This window comes from Methylobacterium sp. J-001, from assembly GCF_022829565.1.
Taxonomy (GTDB): domain Bacteria; phylum Pseudomonadota; class Alphaproteobacteria; order Rhizobiales; family Beijerinckiaceae; genus Methylobacterium.
This window is the reverse complement of sequence record NZ_JAKSYN010000123.1, coordinates 16,494-33,927: the sequence shown is the minus strand read 5'-3', so window position 1 is coordinate 33,927 and position 17,434 is coordinate 16,494. Positions and strand designations below refer to the sequence as shown.

The 17,434-nt window shown below is 69.2% G+C and carries 18 protein-coding genes; 2 read left to right on the top strand and 16 right to left on the bottom strand.

The window, feature by feature from the left end; genetic code table 11:
- Nucleotides 1–11: 11 nt before the first annotated feature.
- From MKK65_RS14295 to MKK65_RS14235, 13 genes are all read right to left on the bottom strand, one after another.
- The gene (locus tag MKK65_RS14295; protein WP_082643410.1) at nt 12–164 is read right to left on the bottom strand and encodes a DUF3096 domain-containing protein; all 153 of its coding nucleotides are present in this window, start codon (nt 162–164) and stop codon (nt 12–14) included.
- 119 nt (nt 165–283) lie between these two features.
- Entirely contained in the window at nt 284–1,396 is a 1,113-nt protein-coding gene (pufC, locus tag MKK65_RS14290; protein ID WP_243958393.1) for a photosynthetic reaction center cytochrome PufC, read from the bottom strand.
- 10 nt (nt 1,397–1,406) lie between these two features.
- Nucleotides 1,407–2,387, bottom strand: coding sequence for a photosynthetic reaction center subunit M (pufM, locus tag MKK65_RS14285; RefSeq protein ID WP_243958391.1), 981 nt, complete (start codon nt 2,385–2,387; stop codon nt 1,407–1,409).
- A gap of 96 nt (nt 2,388–2,483) precedes the next feature.
- On the bottom strand, nt 2,484–3,308 hold the full coding sequence (pufL, locus tag MKK65_RS14280; protein ID WP_058194394.1) for a photosynthetic reaction center subunit L: 825 nt from the start codon (nt 3,306–3,308) through the stop codon (nt 2,484–2,486).
- 86 nt (nt 3,309–3,394) lie between these two features.
- On the bottom strand, nt 3,395–3,583 hold the full coding sequence (gene pufA / locus MKK65_RS14275; RefSeq protein ID WP_058194393.1) for a light-harvesting antenna LH1, alpha subunit: 189 nt from the start codon (nt 3,581–3,583) through the stop codon (nt 3,395–3,397).
- A 10-nt stretch (nt 3,584–3,593) separates the two neighbouring features.
- Nucleotides 3,594–3,830, bottom strand: coding sequence for a light-harvesting antenna LH1, beta subunit (pufB, locus tag MKK65_RS14270; RefSeq protein ID WP_058194392.1), 237 nt, complete (start codon nt 3,828–3,830; stop codon nt 3,594–3,596).
- Nucleotides 3,831–3,954: 124 nt separating this feature from the next.
- Nucleotides 3,955–4,176, bottom strand: coding sequence for a hypothetical protein (locus tag MKK65_RS14265; RefSeq protein WP_201025810.1), 222 nt, complete (start codon nt 4,174–4,176; stop codon nt 3,955–3,957).
- A gap of 35 nt (nt 4,177–4,211) precedes the next feature.
- A complete protein-coding gene (bchZ, locus tag MKK65_RS14260; protein ID WP_243958389.1) occupies nt 4,212–5,678 on the bottom strand; it encodes a chlorophyllide a reductase subunit Z in 1,467 nt (488 codons plus the stop codon).
- Entirely contained in the window at nt 5,678–7,222 is a 1,545-nt protein-coding gene (gene bchY, locus MKK65_RS14255) for a chlorophyllide a reductase subunit Y (RefSeq protein WP_243958388.1), read from the bottom strand. Before bchY ends, bchZ begins: the two co-directional genes overlap by 1 nt.
- Before the next feature lie 3 nt (nt 7,223–7,225).
- A complete protein-coding gene (locus MKK65_RS14250) occupies nt 7,226–8,230 on the bottom strand; it encodes a chlorophyllide a reductase iron protein subunit X (RefSeq protein WP_243958387.1) in 1,005 nt (334 codons plus the stop codon).
- On the bottom strand, nt 8,227–9,165 hold the full coding sequence (gene bchC / locus MKK65_RS14245) for a chlorophyll synthesis pathway protein BchC (RefSeq protein WP_243958386.1): 939 nt from the start codon (nt 9,163–9,165) through the stop codon (nt 8,227–8,229). The genes MKK65_RS14250 and bchC overlap by 4 nt, the downstream gene beginning before the upstream one ends.
- 100 nt (nt 9,166–9,265) lie before the next feature.
- A complete protein-coding gene (locus MKK65_RS14240; protein ID WP_243958385.1) occupies nt 9,266–10,384 on the bottom strand; it encodes an acetylserotonin O-methyltransferase in 1,119 nt (372 codons plus the stop codon).
- A 32-nt stretch (nt 10,385–10,416) separates the two neighbouring features.
- Nucleotides 10,417–11,286, bottom strand: coding sequence for a polyprenyl synthetase family protein (locus MKK65_RS14235; RefSeq protein WP_243958384.1), 870 nt, complete (start codon nt 11,284–11,286; stop codon nt 10,417–10,419).
- Nucleotides 11,287–11,324: 38 nt separating this feature from the next.
- On the opposite strand from MKK65_RS14235, the gene crtD reads away from it, so the two are divergent.
- Together crtD and MKK65_RS14225 are read left to right on the top strand one after the other, a co-directional pair.
- The gene (gene crtD, locus MKK65_RS14230; RefSeq protein WP_409565432.1) at nt 11,325–12,932 is read left to right on the top strand and encodes a 1-hydroxycarotenoid 3,4-desaturase CrtD; all 1,608 of its coding nucleotides are present in this window, start codon (nt 11,325–11,327) and stop codon (nt 12,930–12,932) included.
- Nucleotides 12,929–13,789: a carotenoid 1,2-hydratase gene (locus MKK65_RS14225; protein WP_243958382.1), complete on the top strand. Its 861-nt coding sequence runs from the start codon at nt 12,929–12,931 to the stop codon at nt 13,787–13,789. Before crtD ends, MKK65_RS14225 begins: the two co-directional genes overlap by 4 nt.
- A 573-nt stretch (nt 13,790–14,362) precedes the next feature.
- On the opposite strand, the gene MKK65_RS14220 is transcribed toward MKK65_RS14225, so the two are convergent.
- The 3 genes from MKK65_RS14220 to MKK65_RS14210 all read right to left on the bottom strand — a co-directional run bounded on the left by MKK65_RS14220 (nt 14,363) and on the right by MKK65_RS14210 (nt 17,404).
- Nucleotides 14,363–15,028, bottom strand: coding sequence for a DUF2268 domain-containing putative Zn-dependent protease (locus MKK65_RS14220; protein WP_243958380.1), 666 nt, complete (start codon nt 15,026–15,028; stop codon nt 14,363–14,365).
- A 56-nt stretch (nt 15,029–15,084) separates the two neighbouring features.
- Nucleotides 15,085–15,645: a hypothetical protein gene (locus MKK65_RS14215; protein ID WP_243958378.1), complete on the bottom strand. Its 561-nt coding sequence runs from the start codon at nt 15,643–15,645 to the stop codon at nt 15,085–15,087.
- A 493-nt stretch (nt 15,646–16,138) separates the two neighbouring features.
- Nucleotides 16,139–17,404: a glycosyltransferase family 87 protein gene (locus MKK65_RS14210; protein ID WP_243958375.1), complete on the bottom strand. Its 1,266-nt coding sequence runs from the start codon at nt 17,402–17,404 to the stop codon at nt 16,139–16,141.
- Between the last annotated feature and the right edge of the window lie 30 nt (nt 17,405–17,434).

Below are 17,434 nucleotides of genomic sequence, written 5' to 3'. Positions count from 1 at the left end.
TGCTGAGGGTCTCAGGAGAGGCCGCGCAGCAGCCCGAGACCAATCACGCCGACCACAATCAGGTAGATCGCCACGATGTAGTTGAGCAGCCGCGGGACGATCAGGATCAGGATCCCGGCCAGGATCGCGATCAGCGGCTGAAGGTTCGAGATCGTAACAGTCACGGGAGCCTCCAAATGGCCGAGCTCGGCCGTTCACGGTCGACGCCCGTAGCACGTGACGGTTCCCCGGCGCCGACCCACGACGAAGCGCCGGATTGTGTCCGGCGCTTCGTGCGGTCGCATCAGGGCTTGGACGGTTTGAGGGCCGGCGTGTTCGTCCCCGGGATCGGATCCTTCGCCTCGCCGGTCGGCAGACTGGCTTCGATGGTCGGGTGCGACAGTTCCGGGTAGGGGCCGATCACGTTGGCGCCGTTGAGCGGCTTATTGGCGCCGTTGTGGCAGGTGGCGCAGTTGATCTTCGGCACGTCGCCCATCGGCCCGAGCCGGTTGCGCGGGAAGGTGGAGGTGAGCGGCTCCATGTAGTCCTGGTTCAGGTCGCGCACCATGCGGATGCCGTACCAGGCATGGACCCGGTTGGGCGTGCTGGTGTCCCACTGCGCCACGGACCGGGTGTTGTGGCAGAAGGTGCAGTTCACCCCGAGCGATTGCGACATGCTGATCATGATCGCAAACGTCTTCTCGGCGTCCTGGATCGGCTTGCCCTTCGTCTCGGGCAGAGCCGTCGTCCCGTTGACCCGCACCGCGTCCTCGGACGTCTCCTTGTGCTGGTAGAAGGCCTGATAGACGTCGTAGGGCAGCGAGGTGTTGCCGACCTCCGCGGAGGCAAGGTTCTGGCTGTTGTTGCGCGGCCTGAACTTACCCTCGCCCTGGACGGGACGGTCGAACCAGATGTTGGCCGGCACCGGATTGCCCCGGTGGCAGGTGTAGCAGGTCACGCCCGCCTCGTGGACGTGCTTCTCCTTCCAGGACGAATTGATCGTCTGGGTCATCTGCAGCATCCGCCGGGCGACCCGCTTCTGGTACAGCTCGTCGGAGGCCATGTTCTCGGTGCTGTGGCAGTAGGTGCAGCCCTGCTGAGGCGCCACCCATTCGGTGATCGAGACCATCAGCCGGTTGAACTGCTCGGCCGAGAGGTCGCCCAACACCTGGACGTTCTCGTAGACGGCCGACGCCTTCTCGCCGCCCGCATCGGCCGGGTCGGCGGGGGGCGGGGCGACATTGGCGGCCGAGAGCGCCTCGTTCCCGGCCCGGGTCCGGATCAGGTCCATGCCGGTGCCGCGGAAGCCGGTCTGCTTGGCCGCCATGGGGGGATGGGTCCAGCCCGCGCCCCCGAACATCGCGATGGTGAGGAACAGGGCCAGCGCCCCGCCGACCACCGCCAGAATCGTCTTCATGACGGCCTCCTCACGGCTTCATGCCGGGTACGAGATGGGCGGGGTCGACGATCGGGCCGTAGACCTGCGGATAGGACGGGGCGACGCCGTGCTTGACGGCCCAGAGGTACCAGTTGTCGACCACGGTGCCGGTGAGCAGGATGCCGATGCCGCCGGTCAGCGTGGTCAGCACCGCGAACCACCAGGCCCAGCGGTGGATCGATTCCATCGTGGCGTTGAAGCCCATGGTCCAGCGCCAGAACAGCGCGGCGCGCTCGGTGGCGGTGCCGCGATCGACGATCTGGTCGATCTCGCGGTCGGCGCCGTAGCGGGAGCAGGCCAGGATGGTGCCCCCGTGCATCGCGAAGAGCAGGGTCGATCCGTAGAGGAACGTGATCGAGAGCATGTGGAACGGGTTGTAGAACAGGTTGCCGTAGCGGAGCGAGAACGCCGCGGTCCAATCCAGGTGGGGGAAGATGCCGAACGGCACCGCCTCCGACCACGAGCCCATCATCACCGGCCGGATGAAGCCGAGGACCAGGTAGAGCCAGATCGCCGAGGCGAAGGCCCACGGCACATGGGTACCCATGCCGAGCGCCCGCGCCCGGCGATAGAGATGGACCCACCACAGCAGGATCGCCGCCGTGAGGAAGAAGCCGGCGATCAGCCACCAGCCGCCTTCGTTCAGCGGCGGCAGGATCTTCAGCCCGTATTTCGGCAAGGGCGGTTCCAGGGCGAGCCAGGGCAATTGCCGGGCGAACTGAACCGGATCCCAGTTCACCGAGGCCCACATGTTGAGGCCGATGATCTCGAAGGCGATCAGCCCGCAGACCATCGACAGAGCGGCGACGTAGCCGATGTAGATCGGGCCGACCTGGCTGTTGCCCAGCAGGCCGAACAGGTAGCTGTTGAACGGCTTGCCGACGCGCTCGTTCGAGCTCACCGGAACGCCGTTCTCCGGCTCCAGCGGACGCACCTGAACCTGGGTGAAGATGTTCTGGTAATAGGCCATCGCCCGCCCTCCCCCCGGTCGGCCGCACGCGTCGTGCGGCTCCGGCTTGGATCCTTGGTATCGGTTCGCCCGATTCTCGGCGGGCGATGCGTTTTTTCAGCGCCACACCGGCAGGTTGAGCCACCAGCCCCACCATTGCGGCCAGCCCTGCGTCCAGAACGGCCCGCTGATCACGATGCAGACGGCGCTCCAGAAGCCCGCCGACAGGGCCAGGAACAGGCCGAGCCGGTGGACGCCGAGCGTGCCGATCGAGTAGCCGATCGTGTCGCGGAAGAAGGTGTCCTCATGCTCGGGGGTCTTCACGGTCTCCCCCTTCTTCGGGTTGGTCGCCGAGAGGATCAGGCCGCCGTGCATGGCCAGCGCCAGAGTTGTCGTGAAGAAGAACGTCACGGCCAGCATGTGCGCCGGATTGTAGTGGAAGTGGAGATACTGGTAGCCGGTGTTCGACACCCAATCGAGGTGGCTGAGGATGCCGTACGGGAAGCCGTAGCCCCAGGCGCCCATCAGGAACGGCCGGATCACCTCCAGGGTGAAGTAGGCGAAGATCGCCATGCCGAAGGCGGCCGGCACGTGATAGCCGATGCCGAGCTTCCGGCAGATCTCGACCTCGCGCATCATCCAGGACAGGAACGAGCCCAGCGCGCACATCGTGATGATCTGCCAGAGTCCGCCCTCCTTGAGCGGTGCGAGCTTCAGCCCGTAGCTGATGTCGGGCGGCGCGATATTGATCTGCCAGACGTTCCAGGTCGGTCCGATCGCCGCGCCGTAGATCACCAGGGCGGTGCCGAGCACGGTGAAGAACAGCCCGGTCACGCCGAAGAATCCGACGTAGAACGGCCCGACCCAGAAGTCGAACAGGTCGCCGCCCAGCAGCGTGCCGCCGCGGATCCTGTACTTTCGCTCAAAGCTCAGCATCGCCATGGCGGACACTCCTCAGCCCGGCCGAAATCAGTCTTGGGATCTTGGGGACCGCGGCCCTCGCGCGCCGCGGTCCCGGCCGGCCTGGATCAGGCGGGCATGCTGGGCAGGACGAGCGTGATGTTGCTCGCCGCCTTGTTCGCCTTCGGACCTTCCAGCCAGTTGAACCGGTCGGTCGAGAGCAGGATGAAATGGATCAGCAGCGCCAGGATGAAGAGGAAGGTGAACAGAGCCACCAGCGTGCGCCGCGGATCGAACAGTAACCAGACCTTGTGCATCCGATCCTCCTCAGCCGATCATCGTGACGAGGGCGCGGGCCGCATCGGTGACGCCCTCGAGGGAGGCGTAGCCCTGCGGTCCGGGGAGCCACGGGCGCCACAGCCAGACGAGGATGTGGGCGACCACGGCAATCGCCGTGAAGATGAGGAAGCTCGTGAGGAAGATCGCGTGGAACTCCTTGGCTTCCGGTTCCGTCAGCCCGGACAGGCTGCTCGGTCTTTCTGTTGCAACGGGTCCACCGGCCATCGTTCAGACCTCCGTATGTTGGCCGCGCTCCAGACGAAGCGCGACGGGTTCCGCCGTGGCGCCCTTGGCGGTCACGGCTTGACTTCCCCCGCGTCACCGGACGGAAGCGTCTCGAACAGGGCGTTCAGCCCATGAAGGCAAAGGGGATCGTCTGGACCGCCATGGCCCGGGCCTCGCCGAAGACCGAGCGGGGCGCCGGGGCGAGGCCGGAGCGGGACGCATCCCGAGCGGGCTTGAAGCGGGCGAACGCGGCGGCGGCCAGGAAGCACGGGTAGGTCGCGGCCAGGATCAGCCGGAACTGCAGCGCTTCCTGGTGCAGGCGCGCGGTCGGGACCATCGTACGCATCGTCAGGTCTCCTCTCGGGGGAACGGAAAGGCGGTTCATGCGGGGATCCCCCCGGCAAGATCGGCACGGGCACGCGCCACATGGGCGGGGGCCACGGCTGCGGATTCGGAAGTTCGGGCGGCGCGCTCGGCGGCGTCGCGCAGGCGCTTGGCGGCGGAGATGCGCGCCAGCACCGGTTGCGCCTCGACCAGATCGTCCAGCGCCGCGCGCGCAGCCTCGTCCCAGGGCAGCTCGCGATGGCGACGCGCCGGGGTGGCCTCGACCTTATCCATGTCGCGGGCGAGCGGCAGGATGTGGAAGAGCGTGTCGAACAGCGCGTTGCAGACTTCCTGAACCAGGTAGGTCGCGCCGGCGAAACCCATGAACGGCGTGCCGGTATGCCGCCGGATGATCGCCCCGGGGAAGGAGGCGGGGATGTAGGTCGCCCGGGCTCCGCCCTCGGCCAGGTACATCCGCTCGTTGAACGAGCCGAACAGGACCAGCGGCGGCATCTCGGTTACGGCCTTGCGCACGGCCTCGTTGTCCGGCTTCGATCCGGCCGACCGGCTGAACGCGAAGTTGCAGGGGAGGCCCATCTCGTCCTCGAGGAAGTGCCGGACGCCGCGGGCGTAGGTCTCGGTGGCGACGATCCCGAAGCTGGCGGTCCCGAAGAAATCCTGCGTGACCGAGCGCCAGAGGTCCCAGACCGGCTTGATCGTGGTGTGGCGCTCGCGCTCGATGAACGGCTCCGGGTCGAGGCCGAGGATCGCACCCAGCGAGCGCAGGAACTTGGTGGTCGAGAGGATGCCGATCGGCGCCTGCAGGTAGGGCCGCTCCAGATCCTCGCAGAGCAGGCGGCCGAACTCGCGGTAGAGGCAGACGTTGGCGTCGGCGTTGACGAGCTTGGGCACGTCCGCGAGGTGCGAACCCAGCGGGAAGGTCAGGTTCACCTCGGCGCCGATTCCCTCCACCAGCCGCCGGATCTCGGCGAGGTCGGAGGGCATGTTGAAGGTGCCGTAGGCCGGCCCGATGATGTTCACCCGGGGCTTCTCGCCGGGCTTCTTCTCGGGCCGGGCCGGGATGCCCTTCTTGGCGAACTTCTTGGCCCCGTATTCCTGCCAGAGCCAGCGCATGGCGCGATCGGCAGCCTGCCACTGGTCCTCGTCGATGGTGCGCGGCAGGAAACGCTGGAGGCCGGTGCCCTCGGGGGTCACGCCGCCGCCGATCATCTCGGCGATCGAGCCGGTTACCACCACGCTCGGTTGGCCCGGATCGAGGGTGGCATGGGCGCGCTTCATCGCGCCCTCGGTGCCATGGCGGCCGAGTTCCTCTTCGGCGAGGCCCGTGACGACGATCGGCAATTCGTGCGGCGGCAGCGCGTCGGTGTAGTGCAGCACCGAGGTGACCGGCAGGTTCTCGCAGCCGACCGGGCCGTCGATGACAACCTGCAGGCCCTTGATCGCCGTGAAGACGTAGACGGCGCCCCAGTAGCCCCCGGCCCTGTCGTGATCGAGGATCAGCATCACGCCATCTCCCCGATCGGCTTCTTCGGGCCTTCGATCTTCGGGCCTTGGCGCTTCTGCGGGGTTTCCTGCCAGACGCCGGCCGCGTGACCGGTGCCGACGCCCTCGAAGAAATCGCGCATGGCGTCGAAGCGGGGCTTGTTAGCGAGCGCCGCGTTGATCACCCGCGCCAAAGAGCCGGCGCCGGCCGCACCCATGAGCGGGCGGGCCGAGATCAGATTGGTGAAGTACAGGGCGGGCGTGCCGCGCTCCTTGGCCCGCTGCACCACCGGAGTCGTGCCGATCGCCAGATCCGGCTTCAGCGCGTCGAGGGCGAAGAGGTCGTCCTCCAGCGAGGCGCGATAGCGGACTTCGGTACCGCGCGCCTCGAGCCAGTCGCGGTCGGCCTCGGACCAGGGCGTGCGCGGGCAGGCGGTACCGACATACGGGACCTCGGCGCCGCTCTCGATGAGCAGCCGCGCCACCAGCAGTTCCGAGCCCTCGTAGCCGGACAGCGTGATCCGACCCTTGATCGGCATGGCGGCGAGGGCGCCGCGGATGCCCGGGAGGATCGTGTTCTTGGCGGCCTCTACGGTGGCCCGGGCGACGCCGCAGGCCTCGCCGATCCGGTCGAGCCAATCCGCGGTTCCATCGACGCCCACGGGGGCGGATCCGATCACGGGACGGCCCGCGGTCTCGAACTCGCGGATCGAGGCGGTGTAGAAGGGGTGGATCGCGGCCACTGCGGCGCAATCCAGGGCAGCGTAGAGCTCGCGCCATTCGCGGGTCGGCACGACTGGTCCGGCCGAGAGGCCCAACGGCTCCAGCAGCGCGCCGATCACCACCGGGTCGGCCGGGAAGACCTCGCCGAGCAGCGCCACGCTCGGGCGCTCCGAGCGGCCGCCGCGCGGGGTCGCGACTGGTCCCTGTTCGGCCTCGGTGCGGGCGACCTTGAGCATGGCCCCGGCCAGTACGTCCTTGGCCTCGGCGTGGGTCGGGACTCCGAAGCCCGGCACGTCGATGCCGATCACCCGGACGCCGTCGATCTCTTTCGGCAGCAGGCGGAGCGGGACGCCCGAGGCGGTCGGCACGCAGAGGTTGATGACGACGACCGCGTCGTAGTCCTCGGGCTTGGCCGTCGCGTGGACCGCGTCGCGGATGTCCTCGAACAGCTTGCCGGTGACCAGGGTCTCCGAATTGAACGGCACGTACCCGACGCTGCGCCGGGCGCCGTAGAAATGCGACGTGAAGGTCAGGCCGTAGACGCAGCAGGCCGAGCCCGAAAGGATCGTGGCGGTCCGGCGCATGCGCAGGCCGACCCGGAGCGAGCCGAAGGCCGGGCACATGCTCTGCGGCTGGTCGTGCGGCCCCTGCGGGTAATCGCTGCGGAGCTGCGCCAGCGTCTCGGACATCCCGGCCGCTTCCGCGGCTTCCCGCATCGCATCCTTGCCGGAATGGCAGCCCAGCCCGTCGCCTTTCGTGGCGTCGAGGTTGATCGCCTCGGCCGGCGGGGCGGCGGGGCGGGGACGAGCCCGCAGGTCGGAGATGTCGAGGGAGACGGCCATGCCTCAAACCTCGTCGTAGACGACTTCGAGGGACGGCTTGGTCACGTGGGCGACGCCGCACATGTCCTCGTGGGTCGCAGGAACCAGGACCACGTCGCGGCCCGTGACATCGCTGGAGAACAGGCCGAGCAGCCCGTCCTGCGTGAGCGGCGTCGGGCGGTGCGGCGCCGCCGTCGCGACGTTGGCGGCCAGGTCCGAGAACAGACTGCCCCAACGGCTCTCCGGCCGGCCGATGATCTCGTAGTTCGCGCTCTTGCGGCGGATGTCGTCGTCAGCCGGGATCGACGCGAGGACCGGGATACCGGCGGCGTCGGCGAAGGCCTGGGCCTCGCCGGTGCCGTCGTCCTTGTTGATCACCAGGCCGCCGACGCCGACATTGCCGCCGAGCTTGCGGAAATACTCGACGGCCGAGCAGACGTTGTTGGCGACGTAGAGCGATTGCAGGTCGTTCGAGCCGACGACGATGACCTTCTGGCACATGTCCCGGGCGATCGGCAGGCCGAAGCCGCCGCAGACCACGTCGCCCAGGAAGTCGAGCAGGACGAAGTCGAAGCCCCACTCATGGAAGCCGAGCTTCTCCAGCAGCTCGAAGCCGTGAATGATGCCCCGGCCACCGCAGCCGCGCCCGACCTCGGGGCCGCCGAGCTCCATGGCATAGACGCCGTCGCGCTTGAAGCAGACATCGCCGATCGCCACCGCCTCGCCGGCGAGCTTCTTCTTGGTCGAGGTCTCGATGATGGTCGGGCAGGCCTTGCCGCCGAACAGCAGCGACGTGGTATCGCTCTTCGGGTCGCAGCCGATCAGCAGGACCTTCTTGCCCTGCTGGGCCATCATGTAGCTGAGATTGGCCAGCGTGAACGACTTGCCGATGCCGCCCTTGCCGTAGATCGCGATGATCTGCGTCTCTTTCTTCACCGGAGCGGTCGCGACCGCGTCCGGCTCGATCGCCGCTTCGGCGCGGAGCTTGGTGGCCTGGTCGAGGGCGACCTTGTTCAGCTGAACGTTCACGCGGCGTCCCTCCAGTCGAGAATCATCTTCAGGCAGGCGGGATCGGCGAAGGCAGTCCGATAGGCGTCCTGGGCCTGCGCCGCCGGGACGCGGTGGGTGATCAGCCCGTCGAGGGAGAGCCGGCCGCTCTCGATCAGCGCCGTAACGGCGGCGAGATCGTCGGGGCGAAACTCGGCCGAGATCCGGATGCGGGCTTCCCGCATGAAGGCCGGCGGAAAGGCGAAGGACAGGGGCGCTTCATAGAAGCCGGCCAGCACGATTTCGCCGCCGGGGGCGAGCCGGGCGATCAAGCCGTCGAGGCCGGAGGCGTCGCCGCTGACGTCGGTGATCACCGCATAATCGCGTCGGGTGTCGTCCTCCGGCGCCAGGACCCGGTAGCCGGGTGTGCCGTCGCGCCGGGTCGGGTCCATTTCCCAGACGGTCGGCTCGGCGCCGGCAGCGAGCGTGAGGCGGGCCAGCAAGCGCCCGAGCACGCCGTGCCCGACGATGAGCGGCGTCGTCCCAGGACGGAGGCTGCCCAGCGCCCTGTAGGCCGTGGCCGCGAGCGCGATCAGGCAGGCGTGTTCACCCAGGTCCGGGTCGACAGGCACGAGGCGGGCGGCGGGGGCGATGAGGTGGGAGGCTGCGCCGCCGAACAGGCCGCGCACAGCACCGAAGCAGCGTGCACCCGGAACGAAGACGGTCTGGCCGACCCGGATCGGCGCATCCTTGGCGGCTTCGACCACCGTCCCGACCGACTCGTAGCCGGGGACCAACGGGTAGCCCATTCCGGGGAACGGGGGCATGCGGCCGGACCAGAGGAGGCGCTCGGTGCCGGTGCTGATGCCACTCCAGGACACGGCAACGACCGCGTCGGCCGCTCCGGCAGGTGTCAGGGCCAGGCGACTGAGCGCCAAATGCTCCGGACGTTCGAGGATGACGGCGAGCGCGTCCATGACTGGAATTTTCCGCCCGATGTTTTTGCGACTCTCGCCGGTGCGGGATCGCGATGTGTCATCCTAGATAGACACAATGCTGCGTCAAGTCATTCTTACACTAGCGAACGTCTTTCTGCGCCACGATCAGGCGTGTCAGGAGGGGGCGGCGGGTCTTTTGCTCGTAAGCGGTCGCGAAACCAGCCGTCCGCAGCATGGCCCGAAGTTCTTCGGACCGGCGCGGCCGGCCCGAGCCCATGGCGAGGAGGTAGAAGCCGAAATATGCGTCCCCCACCGGCTCCGCGCCCGGCGTGCCGGCCATCGGCTCTGCCAGGATCAGCGTCCCACCGGGGGGAAGCGCCGCGTGCGCGGCTGCGAGAAGCGCCTGGGCCGGGCCATCGTCGTGATCGTGGACGATCCGGATCAGCGTGATCGTATCGGCGCCGGCCGGCAGGCCGTCATGGAAGCTGCCGCCCCGGCAGGCGATCCGTTCGGACAGCCCTGCCTGCGCGAGCCGGTCGGCGGCGCGGCCGGCGACGGCCGGCAGGTCGAACAGCGTCAGGGGTAAGGTCTTGTGTCGAGCCGCTACGGCTTGCAGGAAGGCGCCCTCGCCGCCGCCGACATCCATCAGGTGCCGGCTCCGGGACAGGTCAACGGCATCGAGCACGTCGTCGGCGATCATCGCCTGCGAGGCGCCCATCAGGCCACCGTAAGGCGCGACCGCCGCCGCATCGGCGCTCACGCCGCCCGCATAAGGCCAATAGCCTGCGAGCCGCGTCGGCCCCGCCTGCCCGCGCAGCAGCGTGACCGGATCGGCGAGGTCGGCGTAGAGCAGGGCGTGGTGCTCGACCATCGCGGCGATGCCGGGGTTGCCGGTGAGCGCGGCCCCGAGATCCGCCAGACCGAACCGATCCTCGGGGAGCGCCTGGACGAGATCCAGGGAGGCGGCAGCGCGCAGCAGGCAGCGGGCGTTCTCGACCGGCAGATCGAGCCGGCGCGCCAGCGCGTCGAGGGTCAGCGGCCCCTCGCTGAGGATCCGGAACAGGTCGAGGCGGACGCAGGCCGTCAGCACCTGCGCGTAGACGAAGCCGGCGCAGAGATCGAACAACGCGCGGGTGTTCTTCCGGGCGATGCCCCGGGTCAGCGGGAAGCCCGCCGCCCAGCGCTGGAAGCGTGGGCTGGCCACCAGGCGGTTGCGCCAGCCGAGCCAGCGATCGCGCAGCGAAGCCGGTGCGGCCAAGGCTGCACCGGGGCCGGGAACCGAGCCGGCGGTCAGGCCGCCACCGCGCGCAGGCTCGCGGGCAGGAACAGCCGCGCCTGCGCCTCGATCTCGGCGGTGAGTTGGGCCACGCCCGGGCAGGCCGGGATCGCCGCCACCGCCTCGCGGGTGAGGCGGGCCAGGCGCTCCAGGGCGCCGTCGGTGCCGAGCAATGCCGCAGCGTTGGGGCGTCCGAGGGTGGCGTCCCGGCCGGCGGGCTTGCCGATCTCCTCCTGGCGGCAGGCGACGTCGCGCAGGTCGTCGGCGACCTGATAGGCCTCGCCGAGGCATTCGCCCAGGCGCCGCCAGGGCTCCGGGTCGGACCCGGCTGCTGCTGCGCCCAGCACGGTCGCGGCGGCGAACAGGGCGCCGGTCTTGGCCTGCTGGTAGTCGCTCAGGCTGATATGGGCTTCGGATTCCCAGGCCTGGCCGGCGGCGATGCCGCTGGGCGAGCCGGCGGCGCGGCCGAGCAGACCGACCAGGCGGCCGAGCCGGACCGGATAGGGGCCGGCGGCCCGGGCTAGCGTCTCGAAGGCGAGCACGATGAGGGCATCGCCGGCGAGCACCGCGATCGGCTCCCCGTAGGCGATGTGGATCGTCGGCTTCTGGCGGCGCAGGGGCGCGTCGTCGAAGCAGGGCAGGTCGTCATGGACCAGGGAGGCGCAGTGCAGAAGCTCGATGGCCGCCGCGGCGGCCTCCGACGAGGCGGGATCGTCGTCGCCGCAGGCCCGGGCCACCGAGAGGCACAGGCGGGGACGGATGCGGTGTCCACCGGGGAAGACAGCGTAACGCAGCGCCTCGGCCAGCAAAGGGGGCGCCCCCGGCGCCTCGGCATAGGCCACGGCGCGGTCCAGCGCCTGTTCGATCCGCCGGCCCGACTCCATGGCGCGCCTCCCGTGTTAGCATCGGTTGTCAGCGACAAGTGTCATTTCTTATTGACACTTGTCGGGACGCAGATCAATCCCGATCGGAGCGGTTGGAGGCGGGGTTCAGCGTGGCGCAGGAACGCGTCGTCGTGATCGGTGCCGGGATCGGCGGCCTGGCTGCCGCCTTACGGTTGGCCCATGCCGGGCTCGCTGTAACGGTGGTTGAGCGTGCCGCGCGGCCGGGCGGCAAGATGGCGAGCGTCCGGGTCGGCGATGCCTGCGTCGAAACCGGTCCGACCGTGTTCACGATGCGCTGGATCTTCGAAGAATTGTTCGCCGAATCCGGCGCTTCCTTCGCAGACCATGCGCAGCTTACCCCCGCCAGCCTCCTCGCCCGTCACGCCTGGACGAAGGATGCACGGTTGGACCTGTCCGCCGATCTTGACACCTCGGCGGCGGCGATCGAGGCCTTCGCCGGCCCCCGGGAAGCGGAGGGCTACCGCCGGTTCTGCGCCCGGTCAGCGGAAGTCTACCGCACCCTGGAGGGGCCGTTCATCCGTGAGGGCCGGACGAGCCCCACCGGCCTGGCGCAGCGGGTCGGGATCTCGGGGCTGGGCGATTTGTGGCGTATCCAGCCTTTCGCCACCCTGTGGTCGGCGCTCGGCACGTTCTTCCGCGATCCCCGGTTGCTGCAGTTGTTCGGGCGCTACGCCACCTATTGCGGTGCCTCGCCGTTCACCGCGCCGGCGACGCTGATGCTGGTGGCCCATGTCGAGCAGGCGGGCGTCTGGACCGTGTCGGGCGGCATGAGCGCGCTCGCCAAGGCGGTGGCGGACCTGGCGGCGGCGCGCGGCGCCACGTTCCGCTACGGCGCCCATGTGGAGCGGATCGACACCGCGGGCGGCCGGGTTTCCGGCGTGGTCCTGGCGGACGGCGCGACGATTCCGGCCGATCGGGTCGTCTGCAACGCGGATGCCTCGGCTTTGGGCGCCGGGCTGTTCGGCAGGGAGGCGGCGCCGATGGGCGAGCGCCTGGCGCCGGCCGAGCGCTCGCTCTCCGCCATGACCCTGAGCGCCGTCGCGGCACCCAGTGGATTTCCGCTGGCCCACCACAACGTGTTCTTCTCGGGCGATTACCGGGCCGAGTTCGACGCGATCCTGCGGCGGCGGCGCCTGCCCGAGGACCCTACGGTCTACGTCTGCGCTCAGGACCGGACCGAGGCGCACGCCGCGCCCACCGGGCCAGAGCGCCTGCTTCTGCTCGTCAACGCCCCGGCCGACGGCCGGGACCGCCCGCCGACGCCCTCGGAGATCGAGACATGCGCGACGCATTTGAGCCGCCGCCTGGAAGCCTGCGGGCTGACTCTGGCGATGACCTCGCCCCCGGTGGTGACCGATCCGGCGGGGTTCGAGAGCCGGTTTCCCGGGAGCGCGGGGGCGCTCTACGGCCGGGCGCCGCAAGGCTGGGCCTCGACCTTCAAGCGGGCGGGCGCCCGGACGGCCCTGCCGGGCCTGTACCTGGCGGGCGGCTCGATCCATCCCGGCCCGGGCGTGCCGATGGCGGCGCAATCGGGCCGTCTGGCGGCGGCGGCGATCCTGCAGGACCTCGATTCGACGGCCCGGTCGCGCAAAACGGCTACGCGTGGTGGTACGTCGATGCGGTGAGCGACGACGGACGCCAGGGGCTGACGATCATCGCCTTCATCGGCAGCGTGTTCTCGCCGTATTATGGCTGGAGCGCCGACAGGAACCCGTTCGCCCACTGCGCCATGAACGTGGTGCTGTACGGCGACCGCAGCCGGTTCGCCATGACCGAGCGCGGTGCCGCCAGCCTGTCCCGGAGCCGGCATTCCATCGCCATCGGCCCCAGTGCGATGGACTGGGACGGCACGGCGCTGACGGTCCGGATCGACGAGCGCGGCGCCCCCTTGCCCCGGCGGATCCGCGGCACGGTGCGGCTCACCCCGCGGGGCTTCACCCCCGGCCCGTTCCAGCTCGACCCGAACGGCCGCCACCGCTGGTGGCCGATGTCTCCGTCCTCGCGGGTCGAGGTCGATCTGGACCAGCCCGGCCTGGGCTGGCGCGGCAGCGGCTATTTCGACACCAACGACGGCGACGAGCCCCTGGCATCGGCCTTCACGCGCTGGACCTGGTGCCGGGCCGACCTGCCGGACGGCGCCGCGATCCTGTACGACGTGCGCCACCGCGACGGCGGCGGGCAGAACCTGTCGCTGCGCTTCGGCCACGACGGCAGCCGCCGCGACATCCGCCCGCCGCTGGCCGCGCCGCTGCCGGCCACGTCGTTCTGGCGCATGCCCCGCGAGACCCGCAGCGACGACGGCCGCTCCCGGGTGCTCACCACCTTCGAGGACACGCCGTTCTATTCGCGCTCCCTGCTCGCCTCGACGCTGGCCGGCGAGCCGGTGCGGGCGGTGCACGAGAGCCTGTCGCTCGACCGCTTCCGCAACCCGCTGGTGCAGCTGATGCTGCCGTTCCGCATGCCGCGGCCGTATGAGCGGTGACTTTTGGGGATGGACTGGCGTGTGGTGGTTCGGGCGGCGGCCGGGCCGGCTCTCGGATCACGTGAAGGCTATCGGCCTCGACCGTCCCATCGTCGCACTGATCCTGACGCGCTGCAGTGCAATAGGGCGTTCGAGGAACGCTATCGGGTTTTTCGATCCTCTTTTGCGCCGAGCGCTTCGCCCCCGCTCCCGCAAGGGCGTGCAAATACCCGCATCTGGGTCGGCAGGATACCGAGAGACGCTCCGGCTCTCCCTCCCCCCCTTTGTGGTCCAGCAGAATGACGTATCGGCCTCGTCTTCTGACAAGCTGCTGAAACGCAACGCCTTTCCCCTCCCCCCTTGTGGGGAGGGGTCAGGGGTGGGGGTGGTGCAGGATAGGGGGCAAAGGTACCTCCTGAACCACCCCCACCTCCAACTCCTCCCCACAAGGGGGAGGAGCGCGCGTCGTGCCGCGCCGAGGGCGTTGTGTGAACATCGTCGTCCATGCGTACGGGGGGACCTGCGCCTCATCTTGAGGCGCGTGGATCCACAAGCCTGACCATCAAAAAGCGAATGGGATCGTGGCTTCCCATCTCAAACCTCGGCGAGCGTAAGCCCCCGGGCCGCTGCCAGCACCGTATCGGCGGGAACATTGACCCACGTGTCGCCATCGGGCGCCGGCCCCGCCGCGAGCCAATCCCCGACGATCCGGTAGCCCAGCGTGTAGCCGAGCCAGCGGGGGTGGCGCCCGCCGCGCCCGAAAAACCAGGCGCCGTGATCGTGATCCGTACCCGCGAGCGTGGCGGAATCGGGCCGGTGGGCGGCGAGCACGGCGTCGGAGACGGCGGCTTCCCACGGCTCGGGCGGCGTGCCGAGCAGGTGGCGCACGAACTGGCCGGCCAGGCCCTCGCTGACCAGGGTCTCGCCGAGCGTCATGCCGTAGCCAGGACCGGCCATGCGCAGGCAATGATGCACCTCGTGCACCACCGTCCGGCGAATGTCGCCGTTGCTCAGGGAGGCGTGGAAGTTGGCATTGTCTGGATCGATCGTCAGCGAGAACAGGTTCGGCCGATCGGCACGCCCTGTCGTGCCGGTCTCGGGAATTGTCTCGCCCGGGCGGCGGTCCACGAGGATGTCGAGGGAGGGCAACGGCAGCACGGTCGCGATGGCATCGCGGGCGACCGCGATCTCCGCCGCGATAGTGTCACGCCAGGGGTGCAGATCGCCCGAGGCCTCAAGCCAATGTATGTTCCAAGACATCGCAGGGACCCATCAAGCTTACTTGTCGAACCGCAAGGTATCCGTACTAACGCCGATCAAAGGCGCCCCAAGACCTTCGTGTGCGGCTCCTGCAAGCTCGTCCAGAGCGCGATCGCCTTCGACCAGGACGCCATGTCCGCGATGCGGATGGATTTGGGATCCTCAGCGTAGGCTTGCGCCTTCTCCAGTTCGCCCCAGGCTTTGACGAACCGGTTGACGACCGGGTCGCCGGTCTCGACGCTCAGGGCGGCCCGTCCCTGGTGCCGCTCCTTCGCGAGGGCCTGATACCGGACCTGCGCCGCGGCGCGCTTCTGCGCCCACTCCAGGGACGCCTTCTCCTCCGGGCCGGCGCCGTCCAGCACCGTGATGGTCGCCTTGGCGGCCGCCGCCGCGTCGGTCCCGCGGGGATTGGCGGCGTGGGACGCGCGCGACTCGATGGCCGCCACCTCGGACTGAGCCGCCCTCACCTCGGCCGCGGAGAACAGGCCGCCGTGATTGGTTGTGATGGCATAGAGCGCGCGGCGGTCCAGCTTCTGAATGCGGATGGTGCCGTGCCAATCCTGGTCCGTCGTGCCGGCATCCGCCGCCTTGCCGAGTTTTTGATAGCCCGCATCCAATGCTTTTCGGGTGTCGACGGCGACCTGGGAGAAGCTTTTTGTGTCGGTGTCCGCGGCGGTGGTCGACGCTGTCGATGTCGTCCGGGTACGTCGATCGAAGGTTGAGTGCGTGGCAGTCTTCGGTGCCTCCGCGTGCGGATGATAGGCGCTGCCAAGGGATTTCAGGAACGCTGAAAACACAATGATTCTCCCGCGTATGATGTCTGACTATCAATAAACAGAGACCGAGATAAAACCGGGCAAATCCTTGTCATCGTTTGGCGTATGTTTCGTCTCTTAAATAGATATCGAATTGTTATGTCGACGCCTCTGCGCTAGGACTTGCTATGATCGAGACACGACGTCGTGTCGGTGTCAAGAAAACGCCCCGCCGTCATGGCGAGCGCAGCGAAGCAACCTCGGGAAACGCCACACTCGGAGGTCGCCCGCTCCCCTGGGTTGCTTCGCTGCGCTCGCAACGACGGCGTGTGGGTTCTGGGAACGGCGCAGGCGCTCAAACCAGAGCGGAGTGCTGCCCGTCCAAAGATCCTGATGGGCGGATCCGGTCGGCGATGCAGGCCAGGGCGGCGAGTCCGAGCACCAGCCCGAATGGAACACCCGTCAGCCCAGCACCTTCGCGCAGGAGCGCGAACAGGGGCGTCGCGAGCAGGAACGCCCGCTCGTGGCGGCGCAGGCCGCCGGCGCGGTGCGCGGTGAGCACCAGGAGCAGCGTCGCCGGGACCAGTGGCACGAGGTCGTAGACCGGCAGATAGGGCGAGAGCAGCGGCGCGGCGGCGAGCAGGGCGGCGGCACGCAGGTTCGGCTCCGCAGGTTTCGTCCAGGCCCGGATGGCCAGCCCCAGCGCGAGGGCGGCCACCACCGCCTGGAGCGCCCAGGCGGCGGCGATCGGGCCGCCCCAAAGGCGCACGGCCCCGAAGGCGCTGGCGTTGAGCTCGAGCCCGGCTGCAGCCTTCTGCAGGATGATCCGGTTGGTCTCGCCCAACGTACCGACGAAGCCGATCCAGGGCGCGGTACCGAACAGGGCGAGCGAGGCGAGGCACAGGGCGAGCACGGTGGCGAGGCAGGAGGTCAGGCAGGCCCTGCGGCCGGTGATCAGCAGGAGCAGCGGCGCCAGGGCGGCGAAATGGGGCTTGTAGGCCAGCAGGCCGAAGCACAGGCCGGCGAGCCAGGGGCGGCGGTCCACCAGCAGCGTCCCGAAGGTCAGGAGCGCAGCGGTGAACAACCCGTTCTGGCCGTAGGAGAGCGTGCAGTACACCAGCGGATGGGCGACCGCCATCCAGGCCGCATCCCGCCGGCCGGCGGCGAACCGCATCGCCCAGGTGAAGACCGCCAGCGAGAGCGCCGTCCAGAGCAGGAAGGCGGGCTGCGGCTCCAGGATGGCGAAGGCGGCGGCGGGCATCAGGAAGACCGGCGGGTAGTGCCAGGCGAAGCGGCATTCCGGCCCGAAGGCGGCCTTCAGGTTCTCGAGATGGACGGGCAGGTCGTAGGGCTCGCCGCCGCGCCCTTCGAGGGCGGACCGGCCGGCTACCCAGACCTGGCTGAAATCGTTGCCCAGCATGTCGCCGTACCAGTTCCGGCGCGGCTCCGGCCCGGTGCCGAACACCCCGACAACGATGGCGAGCGTGAGCGGCACCAGCACCCAGGCAGCCCGCTTGGCGAAGGCGAACAGCCGCGCATCGCTGCCGGCGAGGTCCTTGAGATCGGCCCAGAGCGCGGCCGGACGGAATCCCGACGCGTCGATCGTGATGAGCGCGGACATGGCGGCTTTCGGCGGCGATCTATCGCGTTG